The 19,292-nt window shown below is 31.7% G+C and carries 13 protein-coding genes; 6 read left to right on the plus strand and 7 right to left on the minus strand.

Features of this window, described 5'->3' with window-relative positions; genetic code table 11:
• Nucleotides 1-40: 40 nt before the first annotated feature.
• From CL818_RS11255 to crcB, 3 genes are all read left to right on the plus strand, one after another.
• Nucleotides 41-2,074: a DUF3858 domain-containing protein gene (locus tag CL818_RS11255; RefSeq protein ID WP_272973546.1), complete on the plus strand. Its 2,034-nt coding sequence runs from the start codon at nucleotides 41-43 to the stop codon at nucleotides 2,072-2,074.
• A 2-nt stretch (nucleotides 2,075-2,076) separates the two neighbouring features.
• Nucleotides 2,077-4,065 (plus strand): DUF3858 domain-containing protein, encoded by a 1,989-nt coding sequence (locus CL818_RS11260; RefSeq protein ID WP_272973545.1) that lies wholly within the window; start codon nucleotides 2,077-2,079, stop codon nucleotides 4,063-4,065.
• Between the two features lie 686 nt (nucleotides 4,066-4,751).
• A complete protein-coding gene (gene crcB, locus CL818_RS11265) occupies nucleotides 4,752-5,126 on the plus strand; it encodes a fluoride efflux transporter CrcB (protein ID WP_272973543.1) in 375 nt (124 codons plus the stop codon).
• Here the strand turns inward: crcB and CL818_RS11270 are convergent.
• Entirely contained in the window at nucleotides 5,119-5,748 is a 630-nt protein-coding gene (locus CL818_RS11270) for a DUF1684 domain-containing protein (protein WP_013187150.1), read from the minus strand. The two genes, crcB and CL818_RS11270, sit on opposite strands and share 8 nt — an antisense overlap.
• Nucleotides 5,749-6,067: 319 nt before the next feature.
• Between CL818_RS11270 and CL818_RS11275 the strand changes: the two genes are divergently transcribed.
• On the plus strand, nucleotides 6,068-7,258 hold the full coding sequence (locus tag CL818_RS11275) for an MFS transporter (protein WP_272973542.1): 1,191 nt from the start codon (nucleotides 6,068-6,070) through the stop codon (nucleotides 7,256-7,258).
• Between the two features lie 85 nt (nucleotides 7,259-7,343).
• On the opposite strand, the gene CL818_RS11280 is transcribed toward CL818_RS11275, so the two are convergent.
• From CL818_RS11280 to CL818_RS11290, 3 genes are all read right to left on the minus strand, one after another.
• Complete coding sequence (locus tag CL818_RS11280; protein WP_272973541.1) at nucleotides 7,344-8,873, minus strand: alanine/glycine:cation symporter family protein; 1,530 nt, start codon at nucleotides 8,871-8,873, stop codon at nucleotides 7,344-7,346.
• A 131-nt stretch (nucleotides 8,874-9,004) separates the two neighbouring features.
• A complete protein-coding gene (locus CL818_RS11285) occupies nucleotides 9,005-10,090 on the minus strand; it encodes a helix-turn-helix transcriptional regulator (RefSeq protein ID WP_272973540.1) in 1,086 nt (361 codons plus the stop codon).
• A gap of 9 nt (nucleotides 10,091-10,099) precedes the next feature.
• Nucleotides 10,100-10,537, minus strand: coding sequence for an Lrp/AsnC family transcriptional regulator (locus CL818_RS11290; RefSeq protein ID WP_013187146.1), 438 nt, complete (start codon nucleotides 10,535-10,537; stop codon nucleotides 10,100-10,102).
• 118 nt (nucleotides 10,538-10,655) lie between these two features.
• Between CL818_RS11290 and CL818_RS11295 the strand changes: the two genes are divergently transcribed.
• Together CL818_RS11295 and CL818_RS11300 are read left to right on the plus strand one after the other, a co-directional pair.
• Nucleotides 10,656-11,075, plus strand: coding sequence for a hypothetical protein (locus CL818_RS11295; RefSeq protein WP_272973539.1), 420 nt, complete (start codon nucleotides 10,656-10,658; stop codon nucleotides 11,073-11,075).
• 132 nt (nucleotides 11,076-11,207) lie between these two features.
• Nucleotides 11,208-12,158 carry a sterol desaturase family protein gene (locus CL818_RS11300; RefSeq protein ID WP_013187144.1) on the plus strand — a complete coding sequence of 317 codons (951 nt, stop codon included), beginning with the start codon at nucleotides 11,208-11,210 and terminating at the stop codon, nucleotides 12,156-12,158.
• 5 nt (nucleotides 12,159-12,163) lie between these two features.
• On the opposite strand, the gene CL818_RS11305 is transcribed toward CL818_RS11300, so the two are convergent.
• From CL818_RS11305 to CL818_RS11330, 3 genes are all read right to left on the minus strand, one after another.
• Complete coding sequence (locus CL818_RS11305) at nucleotides 12,164-13,009, minus strand: class I SAM-dependent methyltransferase (RefSeq protein ID WP_286973101.1); 846 nt, start codon at nucleotides 13,007-13,009, stop codon at nucleotides 12,164-12,166.
• 139 nt (nucleotides 13,010-13,148) lie between these two features.
• A complete protein-coding gene (locus CL818_RS11310) occupies nucleotides 13,149-14,996 on the minus strand; it encodes a PLP-dependent aminotransferase family protein (RefSeq protein ID WP_286973103.1) in 1,848 nt (615 codons plus the stop codon).
• A gap of 3,735 nt (nucleotides 14,997-18,731) precedes the next feature.
• Nucleotides 18,732-19,211 carry a hypothetical protein gene (locus CL818_RS11330; protein WP_272973532.1) on the minus strand — a complete coding sequence of 160 codons (480 nt, stop codon included), beginning with the start codon at nucleotides 19,209-19,211 and terminating at the stop codon, nucleotides 18,732-18,734.
• Nucleotides 19,212-19,292 lie beyond the last annotated feature (81 nt).

Raw genomic sequence — 19,292 nt, forward strand, 5'->3', positions numbered from 1 at the left:
GTTTACAATAATTGAAATACAGACACCATAACACCGCTAAATGAAACTTAATTACGCATTTACCATACTTCTAACGTTTTCCTTATTTACTTCATTGCTTGCTCAAGACTATGATTTTGGAGATGTTTCAGAAGAAGAATTACTTGAGAAAGAACACCCGATATATAAGGATGCAGATGCTGCAATTTTATACAGAAGCTATAATACCTATTTTACATACACTACTAACGAAGGGTTTTTAGTTAATACCGAAGTTCACGAACGTATAAAAATTTATAATCCAGACGGCTACAAATATGCTACAAAATCTGTTTCTCTATATGAGCAGGACAGTAAATACAAAGATGACCTAAGAAGCTTAAAAGCTTACACCTACAATCTAGAAAATGGTAATATAAGTAAAGATAAATTGTCTAAAGATGGTGTATTTAAAGAAGAGCAATCTAAATACAGAACACTAACTAAATTTACAATGCCAAATTTAAAAGAAGGTTGTGTTATAGAATACAAATATCTTTTAAAAACTCCTTTTGTATCTAATTTAGATGAATTTAGGTTTCAGGAACAAATCCCTATTAATACTGTTAGCTCAAAATTTAGATCACCAGAGTATTACGGGTTTAATATGCATCAAAAAGGATTGTCGCAAATTTCAATAGAAAATGAGGTAAAAAGTAGGACGATTATATACAAACCACAAAACTCACAATCGAGAAAAATTGTAGATAGAGTTGTAATACACGACAAATCTCCAAAAACTAGAAAGCTTACATTTAGCGAAAATATTATTAATATGTCTGGCTCTCAAATACCTGCTATTAAAGAAGAGCTTTATACTAACAATATAGATAACTACTCAAATGCTATTAAGTTTGAGTTAGCGTATATCAATTTTCCTGGCTCTACCTATAAGAATTACTCCAATTCTTGGGATGATGTTGCTAAAAGTATTTTTGACCAACCACAATTTGGAGACGAGCTTAAAAAAAGCAATTATTTTAATAATGATTTAAGTCGCCTAATTTCCTCTCAACAATCTGAAATTGAAAAAACTGTAGCCATTTATGAATTTGTAAAACAAAAAATGAATTGGAATGGTTACGTAGGTATTGCAACAGATGATGGTGTAAGGAGTGCCTATAAAAACAATGTGGGTAATATCACAGAAATTAACCTCATTCTTACAGCTATGCTCAGAGAAGCTGGTTTAAATACCAATCCTGTTTTATTAAGCACAAAGAATCACGGCATTCCTATATTCCCTACAAGAAATGGTTTTAATTATGTGATTTCAAGTGTTACAATTGATGGAGGTTTAGTTCTCCTAGATGCTTCAAAAAAATATGGAGAGATAAATCTTTTAGAGGAAGAACTATTAAACTGGAATGGAAGATTAATTACAGAAGATGGAAGATCTAAATGGGTTAACCTATTGCCAAATAAGCAGGCAGAGCAAAATACAATGCTTAGTGTAACTATAGATAAAGATTTAAATACAAATGCTAAGGTTATAAATAAACTTACTGGGCATAAATCTTATGCATTTAAGAAGAAGTATGCTAATGTTGCTAAAGTTAGTCAACTGGAGATGTTCGAAAATCAATTTAAAAATATTCAAGTCTCTAATTTAGAAGTTCAAAATCTAGATAAGCTATATCAGCCTATTTCATTTAATTACGACGTGTCCTACTCTAATGCGTTAGATATTATAGATTCTAAAATTTATGTAACACCATTGCTACACTTAGGTACTTATGAAAATCCTTTTGTACCAGAAACAAGACAATATCCTGTCGATTTTGTTTACCCATTAAAAACTAGAGTAATAGCATCAATTAAAATACCAGACGGCTACACTGTTGAAACTATTCCAGAAACCTTAAACATAGCCATACCAAAAAACCAAGGTAGTTTTCAATACTTAGTAAATGTATCTGGAAACAACATTCAAGTGTCTTCACAACTCTCCATATCAACTCATATTATAGCATCTAATTACTATAAAGAACTTAAAGCCTTTTATGATATGGTTATAAACAAACAGTTAGAAAAAATAGTCCTTGTAAAAAGTTAAGCATGAAAATAATTACACTAACACTATTACTTTGTTTTACAATTACAATATGCCAATCTCAAAGTTTTAAAATTGGTAAAGTAGACAAAGAAGAATTTACAACATCTGAAGAAATTTTAGAAGGCGCCATTTATTTAGAAAAATACAGAGAAACGTTTTTTGAATATGATGGAGACAAAGGATGGATTTTAATTACTGAAATAAAGGAACGTATTAAAATTACCAGTAAAGAAGGCTTAGACTATGCTACAAACAAAGTTTATTTATACAAAGACTTACCCAAGAAAGAAGAAATTTTAAAATTTAAAGCTTACACACACTATTTAGTTGACGGAAAAATAAACAAAGAAAGTATTAAGAAAAATGCTTTTTTTGAAAGCGAAAGAGATGAGAATTGGACTGAGGTTTCTTGGGCAATGCCAAATGCTCAAGTGGGTTCAATTATAGAATGGGAGTATACAATTGTTTCACCTTTTTTAAAAATTGATGATTTAATTATACAAGAAGATATACCTGTAAGAAACTATGAAGCATTAATACGCACACCTCAATTCTTCACATTTAATATTGTTAGAAGAGGCTATTTTAATATCGTACCAAAACAAGAAGCTGTTGCAAGAACATTAAGCGTTAAAATAGGATCTGCAAGAACAATATCCACAGCATCTAATGGGTATACTTGGGATATTCATGATGTACACGCTACCTTTAAAAAGAAAGACATTCCTGCTTTAAAAGAAGAGCCTTTTGTCGGCAATAAAGAAAACTACAGGTATGCTGTTAGCTTTGAGTTGGCTACAATTAAATATCCAAATGAAGATGAGCGTAAAATTGCATCTAGTTGGGAAGAGGTTTCAAATACAATTTATAAATCAAAAAACTTTGGTAAACAGCTTGAAAACACCTCATATCTAAATGGTGATGTTGATAGAATAAAAGCAATGAATCTTTCTATAGAGGAAACTCTTTATGAAGTTTATAACACTATTAAAGATAGAATGTCTTGGAATGGTAAACGCACAAAATATGTTTCAGATAAAATTTCAAGATCATATATGAAACAAACTGGAAATGTTTCAGAAATAAATTTAATGCTAATCTCCTTATTACGAGAATTTCATATAAATGCAAATCCCGTATTACTTACTACAAACGATCAAAAGGTATCACTTTTCCCAACTCTAGATGGTTTTAATTATGTAATAGCTGCTGCAGAAATTAATGATAAGATGTACCTTTTAGATGCTACAGAAAAACTAGGCACGCCAAATGTTTTACCTAGACGAACCTTTAATACAGGTACAAGCAGGTTGGTAAAACAAGATGGCACCTCAACAGAAATACAATTACAACCTAAAGATGTTACGCAAGATTTAATGCATTTAGAGTATACGTTAAATGATGATCTTTCTATATCTGGAACAATAAAGGAACGTTATTCGAAAATTGAATCGCTTTACTTCAGAAAAAACCACTCTCCTAATAATACAGATGCAAGAATAGATGAACTCGTAAAAGAAATTAATATTGAAGATATTACAAATTACGAGGTCGAAAATTATAAGAATTTAGAAGATCCTATAGTTGAAGGCTATACGTATGAAATAAACAAAGGTGTAGATGTTATAGCTGGTGAAATTTATTTACAACCTCTACTTTTCAAAAAATTGGCTACTAACCCGTTTAAAAGTGAGACAAGAGATTTTCCTGTAGATTTTCTTTATCCATTTTCTACTACCAAATCTGTTAAACTAAATATTCCAGAAGGTTTTAATGTGTCTTACCTGCCAAAGAGTGAGGTTGTAGAGATGCCAAACAAACTTGGCCGCTATATATACCAAATTTCACAACAAGGTAATGTTATAGTTATTCGTTCTATTACTACCTTTAACCAATCTACAATACCACAACAATATTATAAAGAGCTAAAGCAGTTTTATGATAAGCGTATTGAGAAAGAGACCGAAAAAATTATAATTAGTAACAAGTAATGAAACAACTCTACTTGTATTTCTTGGTGGTGGTTTAGGAAGCGTTGCACGCTATATTGTTGTTTTAATTGGTGCAATTGCAATTGCAGCATCTGGTGGTCCTTTTACCATTTATGGATAAATTAGCTGTTACGGCATTCTTAGCAGGAATAACTCAATGTACTATTAGTTTCTTTCGATAAGTTAAAAATTTAAATTATGTACAAAAAAATAATTATAGCTTCTGAACAAAAACCAATTGATCATCATAATATTTTATGGTTAAAATCAAAACGTTTAAATACTCAATTGAAAGACGATAGAATTATTTTAAATAATGACGTATTACTGTTTAGTAAAATGGATAACGTTGGTGTTTATAAATACAAATCATTCTTATTTTTAAATATAAGTTCAATATTCTTTTTTAAATATCTTGACAAATATTACCAGATAGGTTTAAACAATCAAGACCTCTCTAAAGTTAGCTCATATTTTAAAAATATAAATTTTATAAACCAGTCATTAAAAATTAAAGATTATGTATTCAGCCTAGTCATAATTTCCTTTTTTATATGGCTTATCTATAATTTTAGCAAAATGTAAACTTAAACCCAACTTTACAAATTGGGTTTTTTACTTTCTCAGCAACCAAAAAACAAATAAAAAGATTTTTTGATTTCTTTTATAAAATTATACCTTACACTATGAAACAACTCCTTCTTGTATTTCTTGGTGGTGGTTTAGGAAGCGTTGCACGCTTTGCCGTTACCAAACTTGTTGTTTACAAACAGCTAAACCTTATTTGGGGAACACTTGCAGTAAATGTTATTGGCAGTTTACTAATTGGGCTTATCTTAGGTTATACATTAAAGACAACTGGTTTAAACCAAAATACAGCATTACTGTTGGCAACTGGATTTTGTGGTGGCTTCACCACATTTTCTACATTTGCCTATGAAAACCAAGGGCTGTTAAGAACAGGAGATTATACTACACTTCTTTTATATACAATAGGAAGTTTTGTATTAGGTGTTTTAGCTGTTTTCCTCGGACTTTGGTTGGTAAAAAGCCTTAGTTAGTAATCGTATCTTTTTCCTTTTTAGCATAGTTCTTTACACCAGCGTGTATTGCTAAACTAATATGATTGTCTTCTGGAGGAATTGGGCAAGAATACTTGCCGCTATACGCACAATACGGATTGTAGGCTTGGTTAAAGTCTAGAACAATAACATCATTCTTTGGTATTTTTAAATCCAAATATCTTCCACCAGCATAAGAGTCTTCGCCATTACTGTTATCTGTAAATGGTAAGAATAGATAGTTGGCATACTTAGGGTCTGTAATTAATTGCTGGCTTTGGTAAATATTTAAAACAAACTCTTCATCTTCCAACATAAAATGAGCTTCACCATATTTAATATATACAGGTTTACGCTCAGTTGTGGTTTCCATTATAAATGGTGACTCAGAAGGTGTTCTAACAAACTTTGCTTTTACAACCAAATTGGTATCAATAGGAAAGAAATCTAATGTTTTAAATGCTTTAAAATCTTCTTTAGGTAACGGAGATTCTAAGCTATCTTTAAATTCATGATTTATTTTTTCCTGAAATTTTAGGGCTTTTTTAATTAGAATACTGTCTTGCGCAACAGCAGAAAAGCTAATTAATATTAAACAGATATAGGTAAGCGTTAAACGCATCTTTTTCTTTTTTTTTGCAAAATTACAAAAGTGATTCCTTTTTTTATGTAGCTTTACATCAATTAATTACGAGATGAAAAGACAACAATCAATTTATACATGTACTATGGTCATTTTAAGACCTCGGACTACTGTATTCTGATTGTTACTTATATATAACGATTTCACAATGTCCGATGGTATAATCATCGGGCATTTTTTTTGTCATTTACTATAATTTACTCGTTGCAAACATTTTACATATTGTACTATCATTAAAATAGATAGTTAACTATTTAAATTCATTCTAAATAAACAGACCTTTACAAAAACCAACCATATGAAATTCTTTAAATTTTATGCAGACTCTTTCAAGGGCTTAAGTAGAGAAATGTGGTACCTCTCTATAATTATGTTTATAAACAGAGCTGGCGCCATGGTAATCCCATTTTTAAGTTTATACCTTACCAAAAGTGAAGGCTACACTTTACCACAAGTGGGCTGGATTATGTCTGCATTTGGAATTGGCTCTGTAATTGGTGCTTGGGTAGGCGGACAGTTAACAGACACTATAGGTCATTATAAAACAATGGTGCTAAGTTTAATATTAGGTGGTTTAGGGTTTATAGGTCTACAGTATTTACATACTTTTTGGACGCTAGTTATAGGCGTAGGTATTGTGATGATATTTGTAGACTCATTTAGACCTGCGGCTTTTACAGCAATTAATGCTTATAGCAAGCCAGAAAACAAGACCAGAAGTGTAACACTTTTACGTTTAGCAATAAACCTTGGGTTTTCTATGGGTCCAGCACTTGGCGGATTAATTATTACTAGTTTAAGTTATAGTGGACTTTTCTGGGTAGATGGTGTTACCTGTGTAATTGCAGGGTTTTTACTTATAAAATTACTAGACCCTAAAACTGCAAGAGAAGAGCATCAAGAAGTTGTACAACATCCATTATCACCATATAAGGATTTTACCTACTTATGGTTTATACTAGCTATCATTTTATTTAGTTTGGCATTTGTACAGTATTTCTCTGTAATGCCATTATTTTACACCAATATATATGCTCTAAGTGAAGATGAAATTGGTTTACTATTAGCATTAAATGGTCTTGTGATATTCCTACTTGAAATGCCACTTATAAAATATTTAGAAACCAAAGCTGTATCTGTATTAACCTATATAATTTGGGGAACAATTTTAACAGCATTCAGTTTCTTAATTCTCAATGTTTTTTCTTGGATAGGTGTATTAATTATAGGTATGTTATTAATGACCATAGGCGAAATGATTGCGTTCCCGTTTACAAATAGGTTTGCATTAGATAGAGCTAAAGGCGGAAAAATGGGTGCATATATGGCACTTTATAGCATTTCATTTTCAATAAGTCACATTTTTGGGCACAATACAGGTATGAATCTTGTAAGCAACTTTGGTTATACAGCAACTTGGTTTACAATGGCTGCTTTGCTTGGAATAGCAGTACTTATATTTCTTTCTATAAAGTTAAAACAAAGATAATTTGGGCGTTTCCGCCAGTACTAACTGGCGGTCGCGCTTTCGGCGTTACACGGTAACTTACCTCAATCGCTAACGCAAAGAGATTCTATTTTTTAATAGCCTTCATAAATCGTTTAAGCTCTTGTGTAACTTTTGGTGCTAATATGGCAAGTCCTATCATATTAGGAACTAGCATAGCAAAGATCATAGCATCACTAAATAATGTCACTGCTCCTAAACTTGCAGCAGCACCTACTACAGTTGCACAGCAAAATAAAATCTTATAGATATACTCTATCTTTTTAGTTCTCCCGAATAGGAAAGACCAAGCTTGGTAGCCATAGTAAGACCAAGAGATCATAGATGAAAATGCGAAGAGTATAACAGCTAAACTCAGCAAATACGGAAACCAAGAAATACCTGTTTCTAATGCCTGTGCAGTTAATAAAACACCTTCTTCATCAGACAATTGAGCGCCTATTTGCAATTGCCCTGTTATTATAAGGACCAACGCCGTCATAGTACACACCACAACAGTATCAATAAATGGTTCAAGAAGAGCTACCAATCCTTCACTTGCTGCGTATTTGGTCTTAACGGCACTATGCGCTATTGAGGCACTACCAATTCCTGCTTCGTTTGAAAAAGCAGCTCTTTTAAAGCCTTGTATAAGTACTCCAATAAATCCGCCAGCAATACCTTGTGGACTTAAAGCACCATCCCAAATGGCTACAAATGCAGATGGAATTTCAGAAAAATTTAAACCTAATATTGTTAGCACAGCCAAGACATAAGCCACAACCATTACTGGTACAATCTTATCTGTAACCTTGGCTATTTTCTTTATACCACCAATAATAACAATACCAACAAGAATGGCCATTATAATACCAAACACCCAACCTTTACCGTAAATAAAGCTTTGCTCTGCACCAGTAACATGTTCAAACAACTTAAATGCTTGATTTACTTGAAACATATTACCACCACCAAAAGAACCACCAATACACATAACAGCAAATAAAGCAGCCAGTAGTTTTCCTAAGCTGTGCAATCCTTTTTCTCCTAAGCCTTTTTTAAGATAATACATTGGGCCACCAAACACGGTACCATTTGCATCTATCTCTCGATACTTTACGCCTAATGTGCACTCCACAAATTTTGAAGACATTCCTAATAACCCAACCAAGATCATCCAGAATGTTGCGCCAGGACCACCAATTGATAACGCTATAGCAACACCAGCTATGTTTCCTAAACCTACAGTTGCAGATAGTGCTGCTGTTAATGCTTGAAAATGGGTTACTTCTCCAATATGACCTTCTACTCTAATAGTATCTGGCTGGTCACCGTTTACAGTAGAGACTGTATTAGTAACTTCTATATCTCCAGCTTGTTCAATTGCCTCATAATCGCCTCTTACTACTTTAATAGATTTTAAAAAACCACGTATGTTTATAAATCTAAAATAGATTGTAAAGTAACTTGCCCCCAAAATTAAGACTATAAGCACCCAAGGAATGCCTACGTTTTCTGTTAGTGGTATTTCAGCAAAGATTGCATCTGTAAACCAGCTTGTGGCATTTTCGAAATACGTGTTTATCTGTTCGTCTAAAGTTGATTGAGGAATTGCCATTGTTAAGAAGTATTGATTCCTAACAAATATGTTGAGATTACCATTAAACTAAAAGGCTACACACTGCTGAAAAATAATCCTCGATTAGTTAAGCATATGGTTAACCATAGGTAAACACTAGCTTTAAAGCTTTACAACTCTTTTCTAGCAAACTCTATAAGCTGTTCTTTTCCTCCAGATCCACTTATGTTTAATAGCTTTTTTATTTGATGAATATGTGTCTGAAAACCATCTACACTAATATTCATCTCTTCAGCAATTTGGGTATAGGAATGAGTGTCTCCAAATTTAGCCAAGAAAGTCAAGACTTCTTTTTGGCGTTGTGACAACTCTATTTTAGAAGATTCTGTAAGTGTTTCAACTTTAATTTTTAAAGATTTTATGGTATCAAGATGACTCTCATTTGCAATAAGTAATTTATCAAGCTCTGTAGAAAGTTTCAAATTTTCAGAATTTAAATGCTCCAATTGAGATTGCTTCATCTCGCGTTCAGTTAAAAATTTCCAACTGTATAACAAGATTGAAAATAATAAGATATAGATAAATTTAAAAGAGAGTGCCGTAATCATTCCTGTTAATGTCCAAAACTCCTGATCTATATAGGTAACCACTCTATCTTGTGGTATAATTCTATGAGACACAGCTACAATTATTAGTACAAACAGTGCAAAAGATGGCAAATACATAAACTTCATCTGTCTGTTACTAAAAGCCTTATTTAGCTCATTAAGTAAAGAAAAGGCAACTATTATAGAGATTGGTATATCTATAAGCCAAATAAAATTATTGCTAATGGCTACGTTTGTGTAAGATGCTGCTATAAATACAAATGCTATAATACCCATAACGCCAGAAAACAACGCTATAAATTCTTTTTCTGTAAAGCGTTGTACCAACCGCACAACCATTGGTCTAAATTTATTATGCTCTATAGATGGTAATGAGAGTAAAATAAACATAGAGTTTAGTAATGATACTGTAACTCCAGAATATATTAAAAGTTTATGTGTTGCGCTTAAGCCAAAAACCTTAACACCTAATAACTGTATTACAGATCCAACACCCCAAATAAAGATGGCCCAACCAAACCATTTTATACCATTTACTTTGGTATTATTTTCTTCATAAGGTAATTCCTTTTTATAAATGCGCTGGATAACAAAAGCACTTAATAAGCAGACTAAAGCTGTAACCGTATGTTCTATTGTAAATAACATGGTTGTAATTTAAGCTTTTATAGGATTATTGTCTACAACTTTAGATAATACAATTTGAGTTTTACACTCACCATAAGTAATTAGATCATCAATAAGGCGTTCTAAATGCTGTTGATTTTTAAGCACAACTTCCATGACAATATTTTCGTTTCCCGTAATACGGTAGCAGTTAATAACCTCATCATAGGTTTTTACTTTTTCTAAAAACGGTTTTAATTTACCCATAAATGCACGCAAGGTAATAATGGCTTTTAAGTGATTGCCTACCATTTTATAAGAGACCTTGGTTGTGTACCCTTCAATAATTCCTGCGTCTTCTAATTTCTTAATTCGCTCTGAAACTGCAGGAGATGTAATACCTACTTGCCTCCCAATTTCTGCATTACTAAGTCTAGCATTTTGCTGTAAGAGTTTTAAAATTTTAGCGTTAATTACATCTACCAACATATTAAAGCAATTTGAATTAAAATAATTATTATTTAAAGTAAATATACTCTTTTACATTAAAATCTAAATATAAGATTTGTAATTACTCATTAATTTTGATGAAAACCAGAATAAAAAAATGCACCTCATTTCTAACTCATATAGCCATCCTACGGCACATTTATCTGCTAAAGAATTATTAGGTTCTGCTAGAAATGTATTGCGTTTAGTTAAGCGTTTAAAAATTAAGCAAGCATCGTCTAAATACGACTTAAATGCGCCTTGTAAGCATACCATTTCATTTTTAAATAATTTATCTGAAGATGTTGAGCATCTTGTAAGTACATTACAAGACAGTTTACAAACACCTTCATTTGTGCAACGCTTAAGTTATGATTCTGCTTTAAAGAAAGACTTTCATTATCTTATAAGCCATTGTGCATTATTAGAAATGAAAAACCTATCTGTAAGAACCCTTACAGTTAATCTTAAGCAAGAATTAAAACGCCTAAACCAGTTACAGTCCCATTGGTTTAACACGACGTGCTTAAAAAACTAGCTGTTAATATTATCGAGATCTAAAATTAATTATGCACTTAAATTGCTTAATTACCTTTGGTATTATTTATATTTATCCATTATTATAGATTTACAGCAATTCTTCCAACATCTCTTAACTACAAAATAATTTATGGATTTTACGAACCCTTTAGTTTATGGTGTACCTTGCTTTTTAGCATTTATTGCTTTAGAGCTAACGTATAGCAAAACCCATGACAACAAGGATCTTTATGACTGGAAAGACCTTGGCTCTAGTCTTTCATTAGGAGTAGGATCTGCTATTTTAGCACCACTATTAAAAACAATATCTGCCATTGTACTATTTACCTTTGTATACAATGTCTTTAACCCAGAAGTAAATGGCGTAAGAACAAATATTATGGGCTATGCTTCTTTTGGCTATGCTTGGTATGTATGGTTGTTATGTATGCTAGCTGACGATTTTTCTTATTATTGGTTTCACAGACAAAATCATAAAGTAAGATTTTTTTGGGCAGCACACGTTGTTCACCATTCTTCAGATAATTTTAATTTAGGAACTGCTGTAAGAAATGGATGGTTTACTATTTTTTACAAACCCTTATTTTATATGTGGATGCCAGCTATTGGTTTTCCGCCAGAAATGGTCATTGTATGTTTAGGTATTGAAGCATTATGGCAATTTCAACTTCACTCTACATATGTGCCTAAATTAGGTCCTTTAGAATGGGTATTTAACACACATACTATGCACCAAGTACACCACGCGAAAAATATTGAGTATATGGATATGAATCACGGTGGTTTTCTAAACTGCTTTGATAAACTATTTGGTACTTGGAAACCTCTAGACGAATCAATTGATATAGAATATGGTGTTACAAAACCACCTAATTCCTACAATCCATTTATTATACTTACACACGAATACAAAGATATTTGGAAAGACATGAAGCGCTCTAAAAACTGGAGACATAAATTCATGTATGCTTTTGGACCTCCAGGTTGGAGCCACGATGGCAGCACGCTTACCATAAAGCAGTATAAAAAAATGCTTCAAGAAGAAAAACTACAAACAGAAGAACTTAAAAAAGCATCTTAACTAACTTAAGATTGTAGTTGTTTTTTAAGCACATAAAAGTGCTCATTTAAAATCAAATCTGGTTTTAAGTGTATGGTATTATTATAGGTTTTTGAAAGGCTGAAGTAATCCTGATGGTCTTTTAGGTTATAATCTGGCAGCGACTTATAATATGAATCCTGCAATGTTAGATAATCACTTTCACTGGTTTTTGAAACTTTCTTATTTAAAAAGCGCAACAATTTTTTAAAAGCGGTTGATGATTTTAAATCATCTTGAAATGAAGCACTTCCTACATAATCACCATCGGTTTGTATGAGATTAAAGAAACTGAACAAACCGTCTGTTTCAGCTTTATCTAAGAAGAAGAGCACACCTTCAATAAGTATAAAACAAGGTTTACCTCCTTTTATTTGTTGTATTTGCTCTAGTAATTTTGTTTTGTAGTCTTCGCTAAAGTCTACACCTACATAGTGCAAATCACGCTTAGGTAACTTTTTTTCATTTTGCCACTCCTCTATTTTAGAAGCCTTATAATTTACAATCTCAGGTTTATCTATTTCTATATGTATAAGAGATTCATCTAATAAAAATGGATACATACTAAAACCGCTACCAAAGTTTATAAGTACCTCTATTTGTTTAGATGCTGCTAAATCTTTTATAGTCTCTAAAAAAAACCTGTTCCTTAAGCAATGTGTATACGTTTCTTCTGAAGATACTTCTGTTAAATACTCTTGTATCCAAGCATCTGTTTTAGGGTTAAGCCAAAGTTTTGCATACTTATCGGCACTTAACGCTTCATTAAATGCTCTAAAAGAAGACGTAAAAAAGGCTGTCTCATGTATTTGTATATGCGATTGTTTGTCCATTTTTAAACCTTTTAAATTGAAATTGGGATGATTTTAATTTAAAGCTACAGTATATTTTTGAGACAAATGCCTGTAACCACAAGGATTTAGAAAAGACTAAAATGCCACCACTACCGAGAACGGTATTGGTGGCTTTATTTTATGCAATAGAATTTACAAACTTTGTAAACACCTCTTTGTGCTTCTCTAAGTCTAAATTTGGAGATAAGGATGCGCGTACAATATAATCTTTATCACCTTCCTTAGTCGTTCCTTGAGTAGATGTAGCAGGAATAGTCCAATAGCATCCCTTAAGCTGTCCGTAACTCACACAGAATTTACTTTCATTAGGAATTTCAGTAATCATTAAGTTGATTAACTTCAAATTTAATTCTCTCTTATAGGCTTCTCTCTCTTCTTCTGTACTTCCTTTGGTAGGAAGATCTAAAGAAAACACAGATGGTGTAAATCCTTCGTTTGCCAAGTCCTCAGACACAAAGTTTAATTTAGCCTCAGGTAAAGTCTCTTTAATAAAAGTCACAAACTCTCTAGTATTCACATAAGCATCTTTTATGCGTTGTAACATAGATGGCAATTGTGCTGCAAGAATTTCATATTGTTGCGCTGTAGCTTCATTATCACATAAACTTAGGTGTAAGGCTATATTTGGCATTAATGCTTTTGCTTTGTTATTAGCCACACAATAACCAGCAGTACATTTACCACCACTAGGAAATTTAGATCCGCTTGCGTAAGAAATTGTTCTTACAGTGGCTAAGATGTCTTCTTCTCCTAAGAAGTGTACATTAGGGCAAAATGTCTGATCTAATATAAACACAGGATCTATTGCCGTATCTCCATTAGGTGTTTGGCGCTGTTTACTTAAAACAGCTTTAAGATTTTGTAAATCTGGGACCTCAACTCTTGGGTTTGTAGGTATCTCTGCAATTATATATGGCACCGCATCTTGACTAGCAATTGTAGTTAGTACCTTATCTATACTGCTTACCATATCATTTTCACCATCAACAGGTAAATCGACTACCTCAACATTATCCAAACAAGCAGCAACACGTCTTGCTTGATCGTTAGTACCTCCATAACAGTTTGGTGGCACTATAAATTTTATTGGCTTGTTAGGATGTTTATCCTGAGCTTCATTAACCAAGCCCATCATTATAGCGTACTGTATAGACAAGCCGCTAGAGGCTACCAATGGTGTAATACTTGTATTGGTAATATCTTTTAGCAATGTGGAGACGTTATCCTTATGGGCAGTAACATCTGGCGCTGTACTATTTAAAGTTGATGCATTTGCAAAAGCTTTTAAAGCAACCAATGCGTTACTTGGTGTCATAGACACAGTTTCGCGTCGACGCACATGTTGAATGTCTGAGATGTAAGACGCGTTTTTTTCTCCGTTTACTATTAGAATACTCCCTAAGTGACCGTAAAGNCTTATATGAAAATCTACTGATGCGTTTAAGTTGAAATCACCAATAGTATCATCTTCTGAAACATATATAGATGTGCCATNAAATGGAGCTACAGCTGAAGCATTTTCGACCTTATTAAGTTCAAATTTATAGCCGTAAACAGATTTTATAATATCTGCATTAAAATCTGCCGGCAATGTGCCTTTATAGTTGATCTGCGTATTTTTTCCCTCTAAAAGATTTGTTCTTAAAATTGAAAGAATAGGAACTGTCTTAGATTGAAAACTAATTACAAANTCTGCATCTAAACTTTGCTCCTTTGCNATTCCCCATTCTAAAACGCTGGATAAGGGATGCCCTAATCTTATATAATCATAAGCNGTAGGTAAAACTTTTAAAGCAGAAGTNTCTGTAGTCTCATTGATGTATAAGGTTTCAAATTGTTCTAAAAATTGAACTTTAGCCAACTTCTCGTTATATATATCTAAACGATGTGTGGTTAAGTTAACCCAATCTTCGGGCATATTTTTTAATACCTCTTTTATATAATCACGTGTTTTTGTGTCTTGCATAATTTCAAGTTTTGATAGACCGATAATGTAAGGTAAATAGGTCTATTTATAAAGTAAATTAAGACGTAATCTTGAGTGCTAGCTTACGTAAACTTGATGTAATATTTAGCTATACTTGAATAGGAAAAATAGATGATTTTACTATNGNGGTTTNTCGAGTTTTNTAGGNGTTGTCTCCTGTATACTTTTCAATTTTTACAACCAATTCAATTAAANCTTTTTGAATNGTTAAGCCTTTTTATTGTCTTATTAGCGNCTCCCATTTTTTTGACTCTGCAAATTCTTTTAAAACTCTATTTCTTTCAGTTAACAAAGCTGTCATGTAATTTTTTAGAAATAATGTATCTGCTAAATTTCCTAAAATACCGAGAGGAGATGTGTATTCAAATACATCAACCATTAAAGTGCCGGAATGTATTTTTGAGAAGTGATGTTCGTGTACAAACCCTTTAAAAGCACCTTTTACCATTTCATCTACAAAATAATTAGNCCTATCAAATTTGGTGATTTTAGATGTAAGGTTTTGATAAANACCAAAGTGTTTAGCTCTCCAAGTAACACTTTCATGTAATCCTATTAATCCAGATGTTTTACCTGCAATTGCTTCTTCACTTGTTTGCTCTGTGGATATTTTATGTAAGTCGATACTTCTTGATAAGTCGAAGACAACTTCCTTTTCGGCTTTAATCTCAGTATGAAGATTAATTATTGGCATGAATTGTATAGCTAAATTGCAGAACTCTTAAATTCCACATTGTTAATGTTTGTAACGCCTTTAATTTTCCGTTTTCTGAACTCACCACTAACTTATCTTTAAAAGACCTAATAAATTTAGCCCATAAATTTCCTCTTNCATCTTTTAAAAGAAAATAAAAACCACTATCTCCAATTTTATTTCCAGACGAATTTAAAATTAGTTCTCCATTTTCGCCAACTGTTGGAGTTAAGATAACCGTNGCACTACCATTTGGTAAAGGAAATATTGCTTTAATACATTTTTGTCCATTAGGAATTAAACAGGTTTCATAAACTCCAGAATAAACAACTTGTCCAGATTGTTTAAATTTTCTTAGCCAAATNATTCTCTTCAATGTATTTGAATCTTCATTTANTAAATAAATAATTTTACTCTTTAGTGTTTTAGAATCTATAGTGTTTTTCATTGGTATATTTAACTGCTCTATACGATTGCTAAAAAGTACTTTTAGTAAAACTCCAAATATTTTAAAAATAGGATTCCACTTAACCTTCAATTCAAAATTATAGTTGCTTGTGTTTTCATAAAAATCAATTACATTTTTGGATAGTTTATTAAGTTCTATAGATGTTAACTCTAATTGATTAATCGATTGAAGCAGGCCTTTATTAGTTTGAGCATCATCTATAATTAATTGTTCATTTTCTGATAATTGCTCTATAAATTTCAACCCAATGCCATTAATTTTTCCNAAAGGACCTAACAACCATTTGTAATCATTCGCATTTATTTTTGTACCAAAAAAAATAACCCATTGTTGAGTTATCCAATCTTGTAATTTTTGATTGAAAGAGGCTACTTTCATTTTTTGATTATTGGCATTAAATTAGGAATAAAATGCTCACGACCATTCCAAGTTCCGTATTCAGAAATTGGCTTAAAACGTAATGTAACAAATTCAAAATGAAAGTTTTTACGCTCCCTTTCTTTNATTGCATTTANATGTCTTTTTGGTTTAGGCATTTCAGTATGCCCNTGAACCATGTTAGTCATTTCTTTTTCGGTTTTCCAAATTGAAAAGGTAGATACAGTATTAGGAAATTTAATTGAGGCTAACGAAAGCAATGTCCCTTTATGGTCACGAACTAATTTTTCGACTGGCCTTCCCCAACGTAGAAATCTTGGAATAGCTAAGGGTTTCATTTTAGCTATNGTAACAGCAACAACAGGTGAAAATTCACTTTCTAATTTAGCTTTGTGTTTTGGTATTTTAAATCCTGATATATGTCCCCAATCTCTAATAAATAACAAACGTGTATGCCATCCTTTAGCTAAGAGTTTACCAAATTTATTATGTTCTAAATAATGCTCTAAATCGCTTTCATTCTCCCATTGCGCAAATACCACAATTTGTTTAGCTAAAAAGCGTGCAGGCGATAAAATTGGGGAACCCAATGTCATTGCTGTCATATANTCTGAGTGAATAAGACCATTTGTGTCTTTACGAATTGGATTAAATACTAATCCTTTAATAGCTAAAAGAATTGGCACTCTTACAAGATGATAAGAATATATGTTCATTTAAATAGTTAAAGAATTAATTAGTAGTNAAATCATTTATTTAAAAAATTTCTCAGCTTTTTCCCAGATTTCATAGTTTAGTTTTCAAATCATTTAAACTAGTATACAANAGTNCTTCGTTATCTTTTAAAAGCCTAAGCATTATATGTTTAGATCCTGTTGTCTCTACATTATGTTCTATAATATATTGGTATTCTCCGTTTTCGAATCTATAATCAAGACCAGAACCATATTTATNTTGTTGCTCNACCTCACCATTATACAACACTAAGCTAGGTCTTTCTTTTATAGTGTTTGGCTTGTTCCAGGAAGTGTATCTAATTGTACCGTTCTTTAGTTTATCTACTTTAATTATAAACTTACTATTTTCTGAATATAGTATAGGTTCTTTTACCTCCTTATTATAGGTGATTCTTTTATCTTGAATTTTAAATTTATAGAACTCTTTGGTATTACCTGCGTAAAAACTATTATCAGACACCCAAAATGCTCTTCCAAAAGAACTAAAATCAAAACTACTATCTTCTAATGTAGTATANTCTGAAATAAATATTGGAGTGGCTGTNTTGTTTATCATTTNNTGNAATGAAATACCACTAAAATCNATACCATCATTAGCATAACTGTAAATAAANTTAGCANTTGGAGAAAAGATAAGATCATAGCCAGATATATNTGACGTGGTACCATCTNNTAAGTGAATTAATAAATTTGANGTAGTAGCCTCAAACCAATTTTCACTTACAACACAGCTATTTAATGCTTTTACAAACCCAAGNTAAGAAACGCTAATAAGTTGCTCATCGTTATCTAAGCAGTTTTTAACTGTTTTAGTGTTTGTAGTTACCGTATAACAATCTTCGGTTATATGNACTTGAGAAGGAATTATAGAATCATTTAATAATCGCGTTGNCTCACGATTNTTTACAACATCAAACTCTTCTTTTGTTATGGTCGACATAATGATGTCATAATTNACTGNACCTCGTATTACAATGTTATTANACATNGTATTTTCTTTATCCTGAGNATATGATGTTGTAATTGAAAATAGNACAGATAAAAGGACAATCTGAAATTTCATTGCTAGTTTAATTTATATGAGTAAAGATGCAGCGACAACAATTAAGGTACAAACTGGCCGTTTTTTTATTTTTCAATAAATTCGAATTCATTTGAATTTATGAGTGTATCACTATCCTTAAAATTTATTGATTTGAAGATACGCAAAGTTAAAGTTTGTCTGAAATAGAATACAAATAACCAAAAGTAAGATTAGTCCAAAATACACTGTTGTCTTAATCATAACTTAAAATTATTTAAAACGAGTTGATATTAATAATTTACCCACAAAGATTTCTGGAAAGAAAACAGACGCAGCAAGTATTGTAATGGTCTTTAATTAAATACTGAATTGTAATTATTTATATATGTCTTAAGTTTGATTTTAAGTTATTTTATTTATTCAATTCAGCTTTAATTTGGTTAGCTGATTTTGCTATTAAAAATAACAAAATAATTGCTACGGCATTAATATTCAATTCTATAATGTCGGGATTTGCACTTCGAGATAAATTCCAGTTTGCAAACCCAAAGTCAAGTCCTACTATAGTATCATTAGTCAATTCAGTTGTAATTCGAAAATAAATTCCGATTGCAAAGTCAAAAATGTATCCAAATAGAACAAAACTAATTACTTGAGTCGCTTGTGCTAAAAGAGAAAGATTTAGACCCTTTAGATATTTTTTTTGGATAAGTAAAATTCCGCTATAAATTGAAATTCCACATAATGTTACAAATAATAAAAGTGAAAAAATAAAAAATCCGTCCGAATTTAATTTATCATAAACGCTTAAAAAAACGAGTGATATTCCGAATATTCCTCCGATAATTTCATAGTAACCTAAATATTCAATACGTTGGTAGCAATTTTTCATTCACGCTTTTTTATGTCTTGTCCTGTAATATAGCTATGGTTTAATTAGCAATTGCTTTCGGTTTAGCACTAACATTAGCAA

It is taken from the genome of Croceibacter sp., assembly GCF_002716225.1.
Taxonomy (GTDB): domain Bacteria; phylum Bacteroidota; class Bacteroidia; order Flavobacteriales; family Flavobacteriaceae; genus Croceibacter; species Croceibacter atlanticus.

Coding starts and splice junctions, on each gene's coding strand:
- CL818_RS11255 (WP_272973546.1), top strand. CDS start 41: ATGAAACTTAATTACGCATTTACCATACTTCTAACGTTTTCCTTATTT.
- CL818_RS11260 (WP_272973545.1), top strand. CDS start 2,077: ATGAAAATAATTACACTAACACTATTACTTTGTTTTACAATTACAATA.
- crcB (WP_272973543.1), top strand. CDS start 4,752: ATGAAACAACTCCTTCTTGTATTTCTTGGTGGTGGTTTAGGAAGCGTT.
- CL818_RS11270 (WP_013187150.1), bottom strand. CDS start 5,748: ATGCGTTTAACGCTTACCTATATCTGTTTAATATTAATTAGCTTTTCT.
- CL818_RS11275 (WP_272973542.1), top strand. CDS start 6,068: ATGAAATTCTTTAAATTTTATGCAGACTCTTTCAAGGGCTTAAGTAGA.
- CL818_RS11280 (WP_272973541.1), bottom strand. CDS start 8,873: ATGGCAATTCCTCAATCAACTTTAGACGAACAGATAAACACGTATTTC.
- CL818_RS11285 (WP_272973540.1), bottom strand. CDS start 10,090: ATGTTATTTACAATAGAACATACGGTTACAGCTTTAGTCTGCTTATTA.
- CL818_RS11290 (WP_013187146.1), bottom strand. CDS start 10,537: ATGTTGGTAGATGTAATTAACGCTAAAATTTTAAAACTCTTACAGCAA.
- CL818_RS11295 (WP_272973539.1), top strand. CDS start 10,656: ATGCACCTCATTTCTAACTCATATAGCCATCCTACGGCACATTTATCT.
- CL818_RS11300 (WP_013187144.1), top strand. CDS start 11,208: ATGGATTTTACGAACCCTTTAGTTTATGGTGTACCTTGCTTTTTAGCA.
- CL818_RS11305 (WP_286973101.1), bottom strand. CDS start 13,009: ATGGACAAACAATCGCATATACAAATACATGAGACAGCCTTTTTTACG.
- CL818_RS11330 (WP_272973532.1), bottom strand. CDS start 19,211: ATGAAAAATTGCTACCAACGTATTGAATATTTAGGTTACTATGAAATT.